16 protein-coding genes are annotated in these 16,136 nt (G+C 56.4%); 8 read left to right on the forward strand and 8 right to left on the reverse strand.

Annotation, left to right across the window (positions count from 1 at the left end; genetic code table 11):
• Positions 1–5: 5 nt before the first annotated feature.
• Positions 6–428 (reverse strand): helix-turn-helix transcriptional regulator, encoded by a 423-nt coding sequence (locus RIC29_05670; GenBank protein MEQ8734391.1) that lies wholly within the window; start codon positions 426–428, stop codon positions 6–8.
• 191 nt (positions 429–619) lie between these two features.
• Complete coding sequence (gene phaR / locus RIC29_05675) at positions 620–1,249, reverse strand: polyhydroxyalkanoate synthesis repressor PhaR (GenBank protein ID MEQ8734392.1); 630 nt, start codon at positions 1,247–1,249, stop codon at positions 620–622.
• 91 nt (positions 1,250–1,340) lie between these two features.
• Here phaR and RIC29_05680 point away from each other — a divergent pair, with 91 nt between their 5' ends.
• The 4 genes from RIC29_05680 (at position 1,341) to RIC29_05695 (ending at position 5,390) form a co-directional block, all read left to right on the forward strand.
• Positions 1,341–1,913 carry a hypothetical protein gene (locus RIC29_05680; protein MEQ8734393.1) on the forward strand — a complete coding sequence of 191 codons (573 nt, stop codon included), beginning with the start codon at positions 1,341–1,343 and terminating at the stop codon, positions 1,911–1,913.
• Positions 1,914–1,980: 67 nt separating this feature from the next.
• The gene (locus RIC29_05685; protein MEQ8734394.1) at positions 1,981–2,982 is read left to right on the forward strand and encodes an alpha/beta fold hydrolase; all 1,002 of its coding nucleotides are present in this window, start codon (positions 1,981–1,983) and stop codon (positions 2,980–2,982) included.
• 62 nt (positions 2,983–3,044) lie between these two features.
• The gene (locus RIC29_05690; protein MEQ8734395.1) at positions 3,045–4,220 is read left to right on the forward strand and encodes an acetyl-CoA C-acetyltransferase; all 1,176 of its coding nucleotides are present in this window, start codon (positions 3,045–3,047) and stop codon (positions 4,218–4,220) included.
• A gap of 90 nt (positions 4,221–4,310) precedes the next feature.
• Entirely contained in the window at positions 4,311–5,390 is a 1,080-nt protein-coding gene (locus RIC29_05695) for an alpha/beta hydrolase (protein MEQ8734396.1), read from the forward strand.
• 30 nt (positions 5,391–5,420) lie between these two features.
• Here RIC29_05695 and RIC29_05700 read toward each other — a convergent pair whose 3' ends face one another.
• Positions 5,421–6,800: an MATE family efflux transporter gene (locus RIC29_05700; protein ID MEQ8734397.1), complete on the reverse strand. Its 1,380-nt coding sequence runs from the start codon at positions 6,798–6,800 to the stop codon at positions 5,421–5,423.
• Between the two features lie 269 nt (positions 6,801–7,069).
• On the opposite strand from RIC29_05700, the gene phbB reads away from it, so the two are divergent.
• Positions 7,070–7,798, forward strand: a complete 729-nt coding sequence (gene phbB / locus RIC29_05705) for an acetoacetyl-CoA reductase (GenBank protein MEQ8734398.1) — start codon at positions 7,070–7,072, stop codon at positions 7,796–7,798.
• Between the two features lie 33 nt (positions 7,799–7,831).
• A complete protein-coding gene (locus tag RIC29_05710; GenBank protein ID MEQ8734399.1) occupies positions 7,832–8,797 on the forward strand; it encodes an alpha/beta hydrolase in 966 nt (321 codons plus the stop codon).
• A 233-nt stretch (positions 8,798–9,030) separates the two neighbouring features.
• Here RIC29_05710 and RIC29_05715 read toward each other — a convergent pair whose 3' ends face one another.
• Positions 9,031–9,939 (reverse strand): LysR family transcriptional regulator, encoded by a 909-nt coding sequence (locus RIC29_05715; GenBank protein MEQ8734400.1) that lies wholly within the window; start codon positions 9,937–9,939, stop codon positions 9,031–9,033.
• Between the two features lie 119 nt (positions 9,940–10,058).
• On the opposite strand from RIC29_05715, the gene RIC29_05720 reads away from it, so the two are divergent.
• Positions 10,059–11,309, forward strand: a complete 1,251-nt coding sequence (locus RIC29_05720; protein MEQ8734401.1) for a class I SAM-dependent methyltransferase — start codon at positions 10,059–10,061, stop codon at positions 11,307–11,309.
• Positions 11,306–11,656, forward strand: coding sequence for a hypothetical protein (locus tag RIC29_05725; GenBank protein MEQ8734402.1), 351 nt, complete (start codon positions 11,306–11,308; stop codon positions 11,654–11,656). Before RIC29_05720 ends, RIC29_05725 begins: the two co-directional genes overlap by 4 nt.
• A 21-nt stretch (positions 11,657–11,677) precedes the next feature.
• On the opposite strand, the gene rsmA is transcribed toward RIC29_05725, so the two are convergent.
• The 4 genes from rsmA to RIC29_05745 all read right to left on the reverse strand — a co-directional run bounded on the left by rsmA (position 11,678) and on the right by RIC29_05745 (position 16,115).
• Complete coding sequence (rsmA, locus tag RIC29_05730) at positions 11,678–12,526, reverse strand: 16S rRNA (adenine(1518)-N(6)/adenine(1519)-N(6))-dimethyltransferase RsmA (GenBank protein ID MEQ8734403.1); 849 nt, start codon at positions 12,524–12,526, stop codon at positions 11,678–11,680.
• 3 nt (positions 12,527–12,529) lie between these two features.
• Positions 12,530–13,621, reverse strand: a complete 1,092-nt coding sequence (gene pdxA, locus RIC29_05735; protein ID MEQ8734404.1) for a 4-hydroxythreonine-4-phosphate dehydrogenase PdxA — start codon at positions 13,619–13,621, stop codon at positions 12,530–12,532.
• Positions 13,621–14,937 carry a peptidylprolyl isomerase gene (locus RIC29_05740; GenBank protein ID MEQ8734405.1) on the reverse strand — a complete coding sequence of 439 codons (1,317 nt, stop codon included), beginning with the start codon at positions 14,935–14,937 and terminating at the stop codon, positions 13,621–13,623. Before RIC29_05740 ends, pdxA begins: the two co-directional genes overlap by 1 nt.
• A 209-nt stretch (positions 14,938–15,146) precedes the next feature.
• The gene (locus RIC29_05745) at positions 15,147–16,115 is read right to left on the reverse strand and encodes a phytanoyl-CoA dioxygenase family protein (protein MEQ8734406.1); all 969 of its coding nucleotides are present in this window, start codon (positions 16,113–16,115) and stop codon (positions 15,147–15,149) included.
• Positions 16,116–16,136: the final 21 nt, after the last annotated feature.

Genomic DNA, 16,136 nt, shown 5'->3' on the forward strand with positions numbered 1-16,136 from the left:
GCGTGCTAGGCTACGGGAGCCAACGCGCGTGCCAGTTGGCTCAATGCTTCCTGATGCTTTTCATTTTCAATGCTTGAAAAGTTGCGCGCGAGTTCAAGGCACATCCGCTGACGCGGCGCGGGCGAATGCGTTTCCATCTGCTCGATGCCTTCGAAGAAATAGGAAATGGGAACATCTAAAACCTGTGTGATCTCATACAGGCGTCCAGCGGAAATCCGGTTGATCCCCCGCTCATATTTATGGGCTTGCTGATACGTCACGCCAATCATGTCTGCCATCTGCTGCTGACTGAGGCCCAGCATGATACGTCGCTCTCTGATGCGATTGCCCACGTGTTTGTCGATATCGCTGGCCTTGTTTGCGGGTTCGTCCGGGTCGCGCGTAAACGAGACAACTGTTGCGTTTGAGGCTGCGTTGGAATCAGTCATGAGATACTCCACTCGATGAACTCAGGGACCACGCCATTTCAGATTACCATCAACTTTAAGATGTAAAACCTGTAATGATGTTGACGCAGTCTACGAGGGTGGCAGCCTGATTACTGCAACCATTTTGTAAATAAATGTTAAGTGAACTGCGACCTGTTAAACCCATGGTTTAGGGAGGGTTGCGCTCTCGCTCAAGATTTTCGGTCTCTCATCAGGCCTTCTATTTGGCTCTGCATCGCATCAAGCTGGGCCTTAAGGTCATCGACATTGCCACCTGATTTGGCGTCTCGGTCCTGCTTGCCCGCACTCTGTGACTCTGCTTCGGGCGATTTTTGATCTGTGGATTGGCCGGTTTCCTGTGACGCAAAAGGAGTCATCATCTTCATGGCATTCTCAAACATCGCCATATTTTGTTTGGCCATGTCCTCGAATTGTTCGACCGGAAAAAACCCTTTGAAAGCATGCTGCATGGTGTCGCGCATGCGTTGCTCATTCTGAGAAAACGTCTCCATGCTTTCTTCTAGGTAGCGCGGTAAAACGCCACCAAGAGAGTCGCCATAAAAACCTATGATATGCCGCAGGAATTTAATCGGGAGCAAATTTTGCCCTTTGCCTTCTTGCTCAACAATAATCTGAGTTAAGACTGAGCGCGTCAGATCTTCGCCAGTCTTGGCATCGACCACTATGAAGTCTTCGTCTTGTTTGATCATCTCGGCCAAGTGATCAAGTGTGACATAGCTAGACGTCTTGGTGTTGTAGAGCCGCCTATTGGCGTACTTCTTGATCTTGATCACGTCACCATCTTTGGACTTGTCGGCCATTAACTGTGCCTTTCCATAGGTCTACCAGACTGCGTCTCAGCGCAGCTCTGCTGAAGTCTATTGTGCTTTGCACAACTTTAGGAGTCAAAGCGTGCTTTGCACGATTAACGATTCTCTCACTTGCTATTGGTCTTCAGAGCGTTCATCAAAAATCAAGTCTGGCTCCAGAAATCCAGACGTCTCAAGTCTGGCTCTTGGGGAATGTCAGCGATATAGTAAGTATATGGCGGATACGGAAGATATGGATGCCCTGGCAAAGCGGTATATTTCGTTGTGGCAGGACCAACTTGCTCAGGTTTCCGGTGATCCGTCGGTAATGGAAGCGTGGCGTCCCGTTTTTGAAGGCGCAGCCAAAAGCTTAGGATGGACCCCTGACGCAGTCGACACTTATGCCGCCGCCCTTAGAGGGGCTGTTCAAAACGCTGCCGCCTCAGCAACTGGCGCAGCGGCTGGGGCCAAGACCTCTGCCTCTTCATCTGACGGCGGAAGCGCTGGTTATGCAGATGTGCTTCGCCGGCTTGACGCCCTGGAGCAAAGAGTCGCCGCTCTCGAACCCGATAAATCAAGCGTTGGACGAAATCCTGGGAAGTCAGGATCAAAGCGAACTTCAAAACCGGGGGCAAAAAAAGAGCCCAAAAAAGGATCAACAAAACGCTCAAAGTAAACCGTGGACAGAGCGGGTTGACCCTAAAGCCTTTCTTGACGCCCTCACCCGTGTTGGTCAGGACCAGATGGCAAAGTTTGCCGCTGGTGTGACCTCATATCAAAGTCATGCGCATCGACGCGTTGTGAGTCCCCCTCATAAATGGACAGAGAGCACAGTTGCGCCAGTTCTCCGGTATGGCACTCAAACCGATGGCCCGCCTGTGCTTGTCGTACCCTCGCTGATCAATAAGTCTTATGTCCTTGATCTGTTTGAAGACCGCAGTTTCATGCGGCATCTGGCAGCACGGGGTTTGACGCCCTACCTGTTGGATTGGACTGACGATTCTGTTTTTCGCGCCGATGCAACCTTAGACGATTACATCTCCGACGTGCTCGTGCCCGTACTAGAGGACCTCAAGCGCGCGCACGGCCAGCCACCGGCAATGGTCGGCTATTGTATGGGGGGCACGTTGGCGACGGCCCCTCCGGTTCTGCGCCCTGACCTGGTTTCTGCCTTGGTGCTGTTGGCGGCCCCTTGGGATTTCCATCAGGACAGCGACGGTCTCCGGCGTTGGCTGAGTCTTGCAAAGCCATCGCTAGAGGCGACATTGCAGTCTCTTGGCCAAGCTCCAGTTGATCTGTTGCAGGCGTTGTTTGCGGGGCTCGACCCAACACTGACCGGGCGCAAATTCCGCTCTTTTGCTGAGATGGATCAAGCGAGCGATCAGGCCAAACGCTTCGTGGTTCTGGAAGATTGGCTGAACGATGGCGTGCCCCTGGCTGGACCTGTAGCTAAAGCCTGTTTATTGGACTGGTATCTCGAAAATGCCCCTAAATTCGGCCGTTGGCTGGTTGATGGCATCGTTGTTGCGCCTGAAAAAATAACGTGTCCTACCCTCGCTGTGATTCCGGCGAGAGACCGGATTGTGCCGCCAAAATCGGCAGAATCCCTGGCTTCACTGGTTCCGGGGGCCACTGTTCGGTCTGTGGCCTTGGGGCATATTGGCATGATGACAGGGCGCCGTGCGGTACAAGAGGTCTATGATCCGGTGTCAGACTGGATTATTAATGCTGCAACGCAAAAATAAAAATATCGCGCTGCGGCAAAATGTCATGTTCCTGCCGCCGTGATTCTGGACAGGAGATTATCATGACAGACATCGTCATCACTTCGGCTGTACGCACACCCATCGGAGCTTTCTCAGGCAGTCTTTCAGGTCTTCAAGCCTCTGACCTGGGCGAGATCGTGATCAAAGAGGCGTTGTCTCGCTCTCAAGTCGAGGCCGCTGATGTGTCTGAGGTCATCATGGGGCAGGTCCTGGCGGCAGGTGTCGGACAAAACCCCGCACGCCAAGCGTCTATTGGTGCGGGTGTGCCGAAAGAAGTGCCGGCCATGACCATCAACCAAGTCTGTGGGTCGGGTCTGAAAGCCGTTGCCTTGGGGGCGAGCGCTATTATTGCGGGCGACAATTCCATCGTGGTGGCCGGCGGCCAGGAAAGCATGTCCAACTCCGTGCATTGCACGTACTTGCGCAGTGGCACCAAGATGGGTGACACGCAGTTGACGGATACCATGATCAAAGATGGTCTCTGGGATGCCTTTAACGGGTATCACATGGGCACCACGGCAGAGAACATTGCCGAGAAATGGCAACTGACCCGTGACGCGCAGGATGAATTCGCGGCTCACTCACAACAGAAAGCTGAGAAGGCGCTGGCCGAAAATCGTTTCAAAGACGAAATCGTGCCGGTCACCATCAAAGTGAAACGCGAAGAAAAGATTTTCGATAAAGACGAATATCCGCGCGCTGGTGCGACCGCTGAGTCGCTCGGCAAATTGCGTCCTGCATTTTCCAAAGATGGCACCGTCACAGCTGGTAACGCCTCTGGCATTAACGATGGCGCTGCCGCGGTTGTGTTGATGACCGCAGATGAAGCGAAAAAGCGTGGTCTCAAGCCACTGGCACGCATCGCCTCGTGGGCCCAGGCTGGCGTTGATCCGGCGATCATGGGCACAGGCCCCATTCCGGCCTCTCGTGCGGCGCTCGAAAAAGCGGGCTGGACGGTCGATGATCTTGATCTTATTGAAGCCAACGAGGCGTTTGCAGCGCAATCTCTTGCTGTATGTGGGGATCTTGGTTTTGATCCAGACAAGGTCAACGTCAATGGTGGTGCGATTGCCCTGGGCCATCCCATCGGTGCTTCAGGGTGTCGTGTCCTGGTCACGTTGTTGCATGAAATGCAGCGCCGTGATGCCAAGAAGGGCCTAACAACGCTGTGCATTGGCGGCGGCATGGGCATTGCCATGTGCGTTGAGCGAGCCTAAGCGGCGTTCCACTTCCTCTTGCATTCTGTCCCTAGTACTCGGTCATGGTCACGGTTAAGCTGACATCAAACAGCATCCGGAGATCAAGATATGCCCACTTTTAAGACACTGTCAGTCGCAGCCCTGTTCGCGATGGTCAGCATACCTGCTTTAGCTCAGCAGGGTATGAGACCTGTGGTCGATGAGGACGGCACAATCCGTGGCGAAATCGCGGGCGTGCCCATGTCGAGCTTTCTTGGCGAGGATATCAAGACTGAGTTTACACGTCGCCTGCGCGAGTCTGATCCGACCTCAATGACCGATGGATTGGATGCGGTCCGCGCGCGGTCTGACAAGATGTCGAAAGCGCAGCTCGATGCCTGGCTGAAGATCTTTCCGTCCAGCGTTGAGGAAACCATGATTGACGGTGTGCGCACGTATGTCGTGACACCGGACTCAGGCATTGCACCAGAGAATGAGAACCGCGTCCTGATCAATGCCCATATGGGCGGCTTCATGTTTGGCAGCGCCTATGGCGGACAATTGGAAGCTGTACCGTTGGCGGGGCATGGCGGAGTCAAAGTGATTGCTGTCGATTATCGTCTGGCGCCCGAGTACGGATATCCGGCGGCCAGCGAAGATATGGAAGCGGTGTATCGCCATGTCCTCAAAACCACCAAGCCGGAAAACATTGGTCTGTATGGGTGTTCTGCTGGGGGAACGCTGACAGCGCAGATGATCCCCTGGTTGCTGGATAAAGGCTTGCCATTGCCGGGTGCCATTGGTGTGTTTTGTTCCGGCGCTATGAGTACATTCTGGTTTGGCGGTGATTCTGCCACAACCAGTGCTTTGATGAACGCTTCTGCCCCGGTCTCGGCAGCTGATTTAGACGCCCGCCCGCGCAACTACTTTGAAGGTGTTGATCAAAACACCCTGTTCATTACGCCTGGCGAATATCCCGATGTGCTAGGCCAGTATCCGCCGACTTTGATGTTGAGTGGCACCCGCGATATTGCCATGAGCAACGCGGTCATAACCCACACCAATCTGCTGAAATCGGGCGCCCGTGCAGAGCTCTTTATTCAGGAAGGTCTGGGGCATGGCCACTTCTTTTTGTTCCCTGGCACAGAAGAAGCGGCCACTGCTCATCAGGTCATTTGGGACTTTTTTGATCGTCACCTTGGGCGATAAAACGCAGCATTACGGTAAAGCATTATAGTTTTACGGCAGAGCCGTGATCGCTCTTTTGCTGATGATCAGGAATCGTCCGCACAGCAGAATGGCAGCGGCGGCGAGTCCCGTCGCAAGGCCCCACCAGAGCCCATAAGGACCGAGACCCAGAGGGAAGGCGAGCGTCCAGCCAGTGGTAAAACCAACCCCCCAGTAACCAATCGTCGCCAGGACAACAGGCACGCGGGTATCTTTGTAGCCGCGCAGCACACCTGCTCCGATGGCTTGCGCCCCATCGAAAATCTGAAAGATGGCGCAGATCGCAAGCAGTTCGACCACGAGCGCGATGACCACGGCATCCTCTGCGTTATTGGGGTCCAATTGGAACAACAGGGTCAGTTCCAGGGGAAAGAGGATGATCAGAGTCGCTGAAATGATCGTAATCGCTAACCCAATACCGAGCGCTGTTTTGCCGGCGCGAAAGGCCGCATGAGGCAGCCCCGCGCCCATGTGATACCCAACACGGACGTTGGCCGCCTGCCCGACAGCCAGGGGCAGCATAAATACGGTTGCCGCAATCATGATGGTGACTTGGTGGGCGGCCAAGGCCGTGGTGCCCAAGGTGCCCATGAGCAAAGCCGCGACCATGAACAACATGGTCTCGGTGCTGAAAATGACGGCAATTGGCCACCCCAGGCGGTTTAACTCGGCAAAGATGTTCCAGTTGATCGCAGCAAACACGCGCCCGGTTTTGAGGGCCGGCGTGAGGCGAATAGCGATGGCGGTGGCGATGGCAACAACCCACATCACAACGACCGAGGCCGTGCTGGCACCTAGATAGCCCATCTCCGGAAAGCCCCAGGTGCCGAAGATCAGGGCGTAATTTAAAAAGCCGTTGGCGATAAGACCGATCACTGCTGCGATGAGGATCAAACGCGGATGATTCATCGCAGATAAATAAAAGCGCATGGCTGCCATGATCATGGCCGCAGGTGTGCCGAGCACGATGATCTGAAGATACGCGGTGACGTCTGCCGCCAGCCTGGGCGGCTCCCCAATCCACAACAACGCGGGTTCGATATTCCACAACAGGAGGACGAGCGGCAACGTGCCGAGCAGCGCCAGCAAAAGCCCAGCCCGGAAAATATCATCGATCTGACTGGTGTCGCCAGAGCCGCGCGCGTGCGAAATCAGGATGGCCACGCTGGCCACCACATTCTGGAACATGCCTGCGACCATAAAAAATACCGAACCACCGAGTCCGCCGGCAGCTAAGGCGTCGCGCCCGACAGCCCCGAGCATAATGGTATCGGTCAGGCCCATCCCCATCTGGGCCAGCTGCGCCCCAGCCAAAGGCAGAGCGAGATGCAATGTCGCGCGCAGTTCTTGCTGCGGGGTGGGTGGCGAATGAAGCTGAGGAGGGTGGGTCACGGGTCGGTCTTTCGTCAGGAGCGGTTGTGCAGTGCACGCTGGCTCCAAAAAAGGACCGCGGCACTTTAGGGCAGGAGGTTCTTTCGAACAGATGTGAAAGGAGACATATGCATCGTGACGTGACCAGTTGCGCGTTTTATTGAATGAACCGGGTGTTAAGAGCCTGAAACTCGAAAGTCAACACGCTGAAGGCCAAAATTTTATGACCACAGGGTCAAATGAGTCCTATCATAACCTCGTATATAGAAATGAAATATTAGGAGTGGGATATGTCGGCACAACGCGTTGCATTGGTGACGGGCGGAACACGGGGTATCGGACGGGCCATCGCAGAGGCGCTTCTGGGTGCTGGATATAAAGTTGCAGCGTCTTATGGTGGCAACGATGAAGCGGCGAAGCTGTGCCAGGAAGAAACGGGCATACGCTGCTATAAATGGGACGTGTCAGATTTTGGGGCCTGCCAAACAGGTGCAGCCAAGATCACGGCTGATCTTGGGCCGATTGATATCCTGGTGAACAACGCGGGCATCACTCGGGACGGCACGATGCATAAAATGGATCACACCCAGTGGCAGCAGGTGATCGACACCAACCTCGGATCTTGCTTCAATATGTCGCGCTCGGTGATTGAGGGTATGCGCGAACGTAAATTTGGCCGCATTGTTAACATTGGTTCCATCAACGGACAGGCCGGGCAGTATGGCCAAGTCAACTACGCTGCGGCTAAATCGGGCATTCACGGGTTTACCAAAGCCTTAGCGCAAGAGGGTGCCAAAGCTGGTATTACAGTCAACGCGATTGCGCCTGGATATGTGGATACAGATATGGTGCGGTCTGTGCCGGAGCCGGTTCTTGAGAAAATTATCGCTGGTATCCCTGCGGGGCGTTTAGGAAAGGCGCACGATATCGCACGGGGCGTTCTGTTTTTGGTGGCCGATGACGCAGACTTCGTAACCGGGTCGACGATGTCGATTAACGGCGGCCAGCATATGTATTAGATCTGTATTCGACGCAGTAAGAGGGGATTAAGCATGGGACTACGACTCATGACAGCGATTGCGATTCTGGGCGCAATTGTGGTTGCCGCGCTGACAACACTTGCGGTGTTTCGCTCCGATCAAATGCGCCTCAGCCTTGCAGAACTGCGGGATATGTATGCTACGTCCCAGTCTCAGTTCGTCGATATTGCGGGTCTATCCATGCATTATGTGGATGAGGGTGAGGGCTATCCCATTGTGCTCATTCATGGCTCCGAAGGTACGTTGCACACGTGGGACGGAGTCGTCGCCGGTCTTAAAGACCGCTACCGCATGATCCGCATGGAACTTCCCGGTCGGGGTCTAACAGCGGCAGCAGGTCCCAATGAGGTTGGCGAAGATGTCACGCTGCATGGCATGGTGATGGACCTCCTGGATCATGTTGGGGTCGAGGGAACTTTTCACCTTATTGGTCAGTCCAGTGGCGGCACCGTTGCCACCCGGGTGGCGGCAAATTATCCGGAGCGGGTGAGCAAACTGGTGGTGATGAATATGCCGTCAGCGCCGGTGAGTGTGCCACGCAGTGCGCGCCCCCCTGACGTGCGTCGGGCCATGATGATCAGCGATGACCTGTTGAGATTCCGCACCTGGGGCTTTTGGGAGACTTACTACACGTACCTGTGGGGCCAGCCTGAACGTTTGGGCGATGATCTCATTACGATGATGTATGACCAAAACCGGCGGGTGCGTGAGCCTCTGGCGCGGCCTCTCATCCCCGCCAATTTCTCGCCTGATCAGGCCAACCGAAATCTGGGGGCCGTGACAACACCGACCCTAGTGATCTGGGCGATGAATGATCCGGTGCTGCCGCCGCAGCAACTTGAGGAACTGACGAGCCGCATGACTCAGGCGCCGAAAACCATTCATGAGTTGCCGCTCACCGGGCATTTCCCAAGCCTGGAAGCGCCGGATTTGATTGTGCCGCCGATTGCGGACTTCTTAGCAGACGAGCCTCAATAGGGAGCGCATCTTCGCAACGCGATATTTTTTGTGTTGGCTTGATCCTACCGAACAAGCCCATGCACGTTGGTTTTTGAAGGTACTTTTCCTTGTGAGTCAGAGGGTTACGCATTTTTGAAACGAGTACGGCTGAGAGAGTCCGTGTAACCGGTTGACTCTCCATCAGAATCCTCTGACTCGTCACTGGTGAACGAAAATTTTTGAACCTCGTTCAGCAGCTCTGTATTTAGACGTTACTCATTGTTTGCGTCCGCGTGTGAGGCAGAACGGATAGCTGTCTCCGCAGGCAGTCGCCGTTTACGGGGCGGTGAAACCAGGAAGTAGCGTGCGACCAGATCCTTAAACAGGCCGACGTGTTCGACGCCATATAAAGCCTTCAACTCCTCTGCAACCAGTGACGGCGCGAGGAACAACCCGGTTCCGGCGGCTCCGAACACTTCACGCAACGCTGCGTCGTCGAACTCGCCTACGACATGCGGCACAATGTCGCGGGAGGCAAACCAGGTATCGACCAATCGGCGCGCATCGACGCCTTGGGTGGGTAATAGCATTGGCGCGCCCTGCAAGGATTTTGGAAACGTCTGCCGGTAGCGTTTGGCCAGGACTGGCACGCCATAGGCGCTGACATCGGATTTAGCCAGTAACATGTTCTCTAGCCCGAGGTCGGGCGGAGTGGCGCTACTTAAGATCAAGGCATCCAGGCGGCGTGCCACCAACTCTTTTATCAGACTATCCTCTGACCCCTCGCGGCAGACCAGTTGCGGCATGGGTGTCATCTCAGTCACGGGACGCAGCAGGCGGCGCACGACCAGCTTGGGAACCAATTCTCCCACGCCCACGGCAAACCGCGCGGGGCCGTGGCCGTCTGTTGCTTCAAGGGCCTGCAGGAGATCTTCGCCACACTTCAGCATGTCCGCGCCGTATTCCAACACCATGCGGCCAGCGTCGGTCAGTTGTACGCCGCGTCCAACGCGCTCCAACAACGGTTGGCCGAGGCGCTGTTCTAACACCTGAATCTGTCCACTGATGGTTTGCGGGGCGACATTCAAGGCCGTGGCGGCGGCAGTTACGCCGCCAGCGCGCTCGACATGGCGGAGATAGTCCAGCTGGGTCAGGTCGAGGCGTCTGAGATTGGTGCCCATGGATTGGTGCTCATTATTTCATCAGGAATTAAAGGATGATAGAACAGTATAATCCTGATTTTTCTGAATTATGAAACCCCCTAAGTTGACTTCAGTCCTTTTCTTACGGGAGTCATTTCATGTCCACAGTCCCTAACCCTTCCCCAACTCGGGCCGTGTCAGGCCATAATAACCCTCCGCTTGCTCAAGTGGATGTCGGGACGTTACCGCAGCCATGGGATACCATTGGCCGCCATGGCGCTCTGCCCAGTTTGCAGCACGATGATCGCGCCCGTCTCGATGGTATTGCACATCTCAACCATTTCCTGTCGCAAGCCCTGGTGCCGCGCATGCAGGCCGACTATGAAAAAAAAGGCGTTGAAGATTTTGTGGCTAAGCATGGCCGTGCTCCGGAAACCCGTGACGAGGCGCGTGAGGTGCTGGAAGAGGGATTGCTGTATCCCGCGTGGAGCCGTCTACGCCGCGGGGCCATGGAGCAACGGCAAAAACTGCTGACCGACGCCCTCGTGCCGCAACGCACGGAACACGCGGCGGTTTGTTCTTCGCTCTCAGAGTCTGCGGGTAATCTTGAATTGGACCCAGATTTGAAAATGCCTGCGTACCTGACAGAGGTGCATGCCCATTTGATGCCAGGCGGTTACGTTACTGATCGTGTTCCCGGTGATGCAAGCGCGGGGGCCTCGTATGAGGCTGGTCTGTACTCGACGGTGCCCGGACGCTCGGGTCCCAACTCTGACGGTGCTGGCCGCGCGTTAAGCGCCTGGTTGAAAGACCACTATCCTGATGTGAAACCCACACGCATCTTTGATCTGGGCTGTGGCGCTGGACTGAACACGGTTGCTGTCGCTCAAGCGTTTCCAGAGGCTGAAGTCATTGCCTTCGACGCCGGCGCTCCAATGTTGCGCTATGCAGCGGCACGCGCTGCCGCGATGGGTGTGTCCAACGTGAAATTTATTCAGGCCAATATCGAACAGCTCCCGGACGATCTCGGCACAGCGGACGTCGTTTATACCTGCATTGTTTTGCATGAAACCAGCTTGGATGGCCTACGGGCGATCTTCCGCACCGCGCGGGCGCACACCGCTCCGGGTGGCTTGACCCTTCACGCCGAACAACCCGGCTATGATGGTAAGCCTCTGTTTGAGCAAGTGTTGCGCGACTGGGACGGACGCCACAATAACGAATCCTTCTGGAGCGAGTTACATCAACTCAACTTGCATAAAGAAATGACCGATGCGGGTTTTGCGTCTGATGACGTCTTCACGGGGTCTATCTCTGCCGTGCCATGGACCACAGACGCTCAGACTCCTGGCAAGTTTGAAGACTATGGCCGAACCGGCAACTGGACTGTCATCGGAGGCGTAAAATGAACCATCACCCAACATCTTCGCACATCAACTCGCAAACCACCGTTGAGCAAACCAAAGTTGAGCAAAGCGCCGTTGATGAGAGTACCGCCTCTCGCACCCCCCGCCCTGTCTTTATGGGGGACCCGGTGACAGATGCGCAGTGGGATATGATTATTGCTCTCACCAATGAACTCGGGGCCACGCGCGCCCGGTTGGATGCCCTGGAACGGGTTTTGGTGGAGCGTCAGGCGATTCCCGAAGGCGGGGTCGACGCTTGGGTGCCAGACGAAGAGGCCGCGGTGGCGCGCACCTTCGACAGCCAAGCTTACATCCGTCGGGTGTTCAACACACTCACTCAGGGCACTTAAGACCGGATCTGCCTGACGCGATCACGTTTCCGCTTTTGCCTCAGTGGCCTCCACGGCCCGGGCCAGGGCGCAAAAATCTTTCACAGACACTTGCTCGGGCCTCAGCGTCGGGTCGAGACCGACGGCGTCACATAGAGCTTCTGCATTGCCGAGGGTTTTAAGGCTGGAGCGTAGCATCTTGCGGCGCTGGCCAAAGGTGGCGGCGGTGACCCGCGAGAGCGTATCCGGGTTGGCGTCGGCGACCGGCTGCGACAACGGGGTGATGTGAATCACGGTCGAGTCCACCCGCGGCGGCGGCACAAAGGCTTGCGGGGGTATGTCCAACATCAGTTTCGAGGCCCAGCGCCAGCCTGCCAGAATAGACAATCGCCCATAGGTCTTTGAGCCCGGGCCTGCGGCAATGCGCTCAGCCACTTCTTTTTGAACCATAACCGTGATCGAGGTGAAGGCTTCGGGCTTTGTCAGCCAGCGCACCAGGAGTTCGGTGCCGATATTGTAGGGCAGATTGGCGACAATGCGCCGGGGAGCAGACCCCAATGTTTCAACCTGAACTTTAAGTGCGTCGTGTTCCTGAATATCCAACTTCCCAGGCCAAGCCGCCGCGACGTCTGCCAGCGCGGCCAGGCAGCGGCGGTCTTTCTCAATGGCGATCACCTGTGCGCCTTGTTCCAGCAGGGCGCGGGTCAGGCCGCCGGGACCGGGGCCAATTTCGATGGTGGTGCCTTCGGTGATATCCCCTGCCACGCGGGCAATGCGCGCGGTTAAGTTGAGATCGAACAGAAAGTGCTGGCCGAGCCCTTTGCGGGCCGACAGATCGTGATCCCGGATGACATCACGCAACGGTGGGAGTGGGTGCAAGGGTGGCGGCACTGGTTATGCTTTGCTGTCTGCGGTGCTGCGGTGTGCTGCAATTTTCTGTGCCATACGTATAGCGGCCACCAAACTATCGCAGCGCGCTTTGCCGGTGCCCGCCAAGTCGAAAGCCGTGCCGTGGTCGGGCGAGGTGCGGACAAACGGCAAACCCAGTGTGACGTTGACGCCGCCATAGAAATCCAGGGTCTTGAGGGGGATCAGGGCCTGATCGTGATACATGCACAGGACCGCATCGAAGGACTCCCGGGCATCGCGATGAAATAAGGTGTCGGCCGGCAATGGGCCAATGGCGTTGAGGCCCTGCTCAATCAAAGCTGTGACCGCAGGTGCGATAATCCGTTGTTCTTCATCACCAAACTTGCCGTCTTCCCCAGCGTGTGGGTTGAGGGCTGCAACAGCCAAGCGTGGGGTTTCTATCCCAAAATCCGTGCGTAAAGCCTGCGCTGTGATCAGCCCATTGCTGATGATTGCTTCAGAGGTCAGCGCGTGCGCAGCCTCTTTATGGGCTATGTGAATGGTGACGGGCACAACGCGCAGTCCACCCACAACCGTTGCGCTGGCCAGCATCATCACCGGGTCATAGCCCGGTCCGGCCAGATGCCCCAGATATTCCGTATGACCCGGGTGGGTGAATCCGGCATTTTGAAGACTGGCTTTGTGAATGGGGTTGGTGACTATGGCCAAGGCTTGACCGGTTTGCACCAACTGCACGGCTTGATCGATGGCGCCGATGATCGCGGCGGTATTGCCAGGGTCAGGTGTACCGGGCGTGGCCGGGGTCGCAAGGGGTGGGTCAACAGCCAGCACGGGCAGAGCGCGAGCAAAATGCTCCAGAGCGTCTACCGGGCGTGCAATGGTTTGGATGGCGCAGTCCAGTTTGAGCTGAAGGGCAATGGCGCTGAGGCGACCGGGATCATCAATGACAAAAAACGGCGGCAGCGCTTCACGATGCTCTGCCCAGGCTTTGAGAACGATGTCGCCGCCAATCCCTGCGGGATCCCCCATGGTTATTACGATTGGGAGGGGGGCCGGGAGAGCCGGCGGGAGGGCCGCACTCTGTATGGGCGCAACCGGTGAGGCCGGTGCGGACATTACAGTCGAACGTCGATCAGCGCCTGGCGGCGGAGATCACGCAATCGCTGACGTGAGATTGTGTCCAGCTTTTCGTTTTCCAAACGGCTGTAGACTTGGTTTGGTGAGGGCAATCCTGAATCTTCCTCCCGCTCACAGATCATGACGAACAGCTTTGCCCCGGCGACGTCAACCGGCGGACTGACCCTGCCGGTGGGCAAGTCTAAGACCGTATCGCGCACGGCTTCCGGCAAGCCGCCGATGCGGATGAGATCAACCGGGCCAGAGCCCGGGCCGCCAATTTCGGTCGCCCAATTGTTCATCTGGTCGCAACTGGAGACTTGGGTTTGCAGGGCTGTGGAGAGTTGATCGATGCGTTGTTCTGAGAGCGCCGTCCGCCCGACCGTCGGCAGATACACTTGGCTGAGGGTGACAGCCGCCATCAGCGGAGACGCTTCCGCCGTGGCGCGTTCGTCACGCAGGGCCAGAATGGTAAAGCCCGAGACCGTGCGAATAGGATCGGAAAACTCGCCCGGGTTCATCCGCACCAGGGCCCGGTCCAATTCCGGCTCTAGTTCACCGGTTGTGATCCAGCCGAGGTCGCCCCCGACCGCTGCGGTCGGGCTCTGGGAGAACTGTTGGGCTAAGGCCGGAAACGGGGTGCCCGTGCGGGCTTGTTCAGAAAGGCGTTGCGCCAGATCGAGCACGTCGGCTTCCCGGGAACCAAGCCCGATGGGTAGAAAGATTTCGCCCAGCAGATATTCCGGTTTGCCCTGATTGGCGATGAGGCGGTCGATCACGGCCTGCACTTCTTCCTCGGAGACGGAGATGTCGCGGGCCAGGACTTCACGCACCACGCGCAGCCACACCACATCGGCTTCCACCTGGGCATAAAATGTGCCGGGGTCGATGCCCTGCTCGTTGAGCATGGCGCTAAAGGCACCGGGCTGCATGCCATTGTTCTGTTCAATCAATTGAACCGCGGCCAGAACGTCCTGTTCAGTTGCCTCTATTTCCTCGCGCCGGGCTTCCTGAAGTTTCAGTTTCTCTTCGATCAGGGCATTCATCACCTGAGGCAGCAGGCGTTGGCGGATCTCAATGGTGTCTTCAATACCAGAGGTGATCAGAAACAGTTGAATGCGGGACTGAACGTCAAACAGGGAGATGACGTCTTCGTTGACCACGGCCGCAATTCTCATGGCTTCTTGTTGGGCGGCCACAGGCGTTGGGCCACCGAACGCCAAAAGGCCGGCCAGCAGCGCGACTTTAAGCGCTGCGGCTCTGGCAACTGTTAGGGCTGCCGCTTTACGGATTGAATTGACAAGAAGGCGGTTCATGTTCCGCACCCGGGCTCCTGTAGATGGGTTGGAGGTTTAGTCTTACGGGAAACCTTAAGGAAAAGGCGTTCCCATGCTTTACACTGCGCTGCGTACCATACTCACCTCTGCCAAGCCATTCCAGTCCGCAATATCTGTCCTGGAAAACCTGTGTTTGGGCATCCTTGGTTGACACATGAGTCCAGGATTCGGCGTTCAGCATCAGCGGTTTAGCGCGCTCTATTGGACGGATCGGCTGGATTGTTAAAGTTGTATATATAATTCGAGTAGGTCAGGTCTCCGTCTTGGCGGCGGTTTTTGGCGCCCTCGTATTGCGGATAAACGGACGCGGGGCAAAAATGCCCGACCAGACTACGACGTGTGGCCTCGTGATCAGTGACCTGACAGTCGCCATGCACCAGATCTGCGTGCCAGATCAGGACATCGCCTTTTTTGGCCAAAAAAGTCTCTTGTTTAAAGCCGCGCTGTTGCGCCTGGGTGATCAACCACGCCAGGAAAGACTCCACTTCCGCCGGGGATGTGCCGTGAGAGTCCCGCCGTCCATTGGAAAAGACGTAATCCGGCAGGCGGTGACTGTTCACCAGATAGCGGAGTTCGCCGGAGCCCACTTTAATGTCTTCCAACGCGACCCAGCAGGCGGCCATGGACAAAGGTTTGTCATACACAACAAAAGCGGGATCCTGATGAAAACCTTGTTCAGAGCCGGTTTGAAAGATCAGGGATTGGGTGAGGACAGGCGTTTCATCAAAAATCGTGGACAGAAATTCCAAAATTGCTGGGGCGCTGAGCGCCCGGCGTACCTCGGGCAGAACCGCATGGGCTTCAACAAGGCTCTTGCCTTTCGGGTCCGTGCCGGCTTCTAGCAAATGGTGTTCTGCCCCGTCGGTGTGATAGCGCAGGCGCGAATCCCCTTCGGCATAGGCAGCGGTGATCACCTCTGTCAGGTCATTGGCAACGGCCTCGGGGACCGCGCGAGGGAGGATGGCGTAGCCCTTGGACATAAAATGGGCGACGGCCTGTCGGGTAATTGGCAAAACCTCTTCAATGAGCGCGCGGCGTGTTAGTTCCAGGGATGCGTTTTTACGGTCTATCCAAAGACCGCCAAAATTTGAGTGATACGCGCCAAGCGCGACGGGTGGAGGTGTTCTTGTGAATAGTCTTTTGAGGCGTGTCAGCAATCTGTCGTCCTTTTTATTTTA

This window comes from Rhodospirillaceae bacterium, assembly GCA_040219235.1.
Classification (GTDB): Bacteria; Pseudomonadota; Alphaproteobacteria; order Rhodospirillales; family Rhodospirillaceae; genus WLXB01.

Excerpts from the sequence above, each read along its gene's own strand:
- RIC29_05710 (MEQ8734399.1), top strand. The coding sequence starts at position 7,832 with ATGGGACTACGACTCATGACAGCGATTGCGATTCTGGGCGCAATTGTG.
- RIC29_05715 (MEQ8734400.1), bottom strand. The coding sequence starts at position 9,939 with ATGGGCACCAATCTCAGACGCCTCGACCTGACCCAGCTGGACTATCTC.
- phaR (MEQ8734392.1), bottom strand. The coding sequence starts at position 1,249 with ATGGCCGACAAGTCCAAAGATGGTGACGTGATCAAGATCAAGAAGTAC.
- pdxA (MEQ8734404.1), bottom strand. The coding sequence starts at position 13,621 with ATGTCCGCACCGGCCTCACCGGTTGCGCCCATACAGAGTGCGGCCCTC.
- RIC29_05670 (MEQ8734391.1), bottom strand. The coding sequence starts at position 428 with ATGACTGATTCCAACGCAGCCTCAAACGCAACAGTTGTCTCGTTTACG.
- phbB (MEQ8734398.1), top strand. The coding sequence starts at position 7,070 with ATGTCGGCACAACGCGTTGCATTGGTGACGGGCGGAACACGGGGTATC.
- RIC29_05725 (MEQ8734402.1), top strand. The coding sequence starts at position 11,306 with ATGAACCATCACCCAACATCTTCGCACATCAACTCGCAAACCACCGTT.
- RIC29_05695 (MEQ8734396.1), top strand. The coding sequence starts at position 4,311 with ATGCCCACTTTTAAGACACTGTCAGTCGCAGCCCTGTTCGCGATGGTC.
- RIC29_05690 (MEQ8734395.1), top strand. The coding sequence starts at position 3,045 with ATGACAGACATCGTCATCACTTCGGCTGTACGCACACCCATCGGAGCT.
- RIC29_05720 (MEQ8734401.1), top strand. The coding sequence starts at position 10,059 with ATGTCCACAGTCCCTAACCCTTCCCCAACTCGGGCCGTGTCAGGCCAT.
- RIC29_05740 (MEQ8734405.1), bottom strand. The coding sequence starts at position 14,937 with ATGAACCGCCTTCTTGTCAATTCAATCCGTAAAGCGGCAGCCCTAACA.
- RIC29_05685 (MEQ8734394.1), top strand. The coding sequence starts at position 1,981 with ATGGCAAAGTTTGCCGCTGGTGTGACCTCATATCAAAGTCATGCGCAT.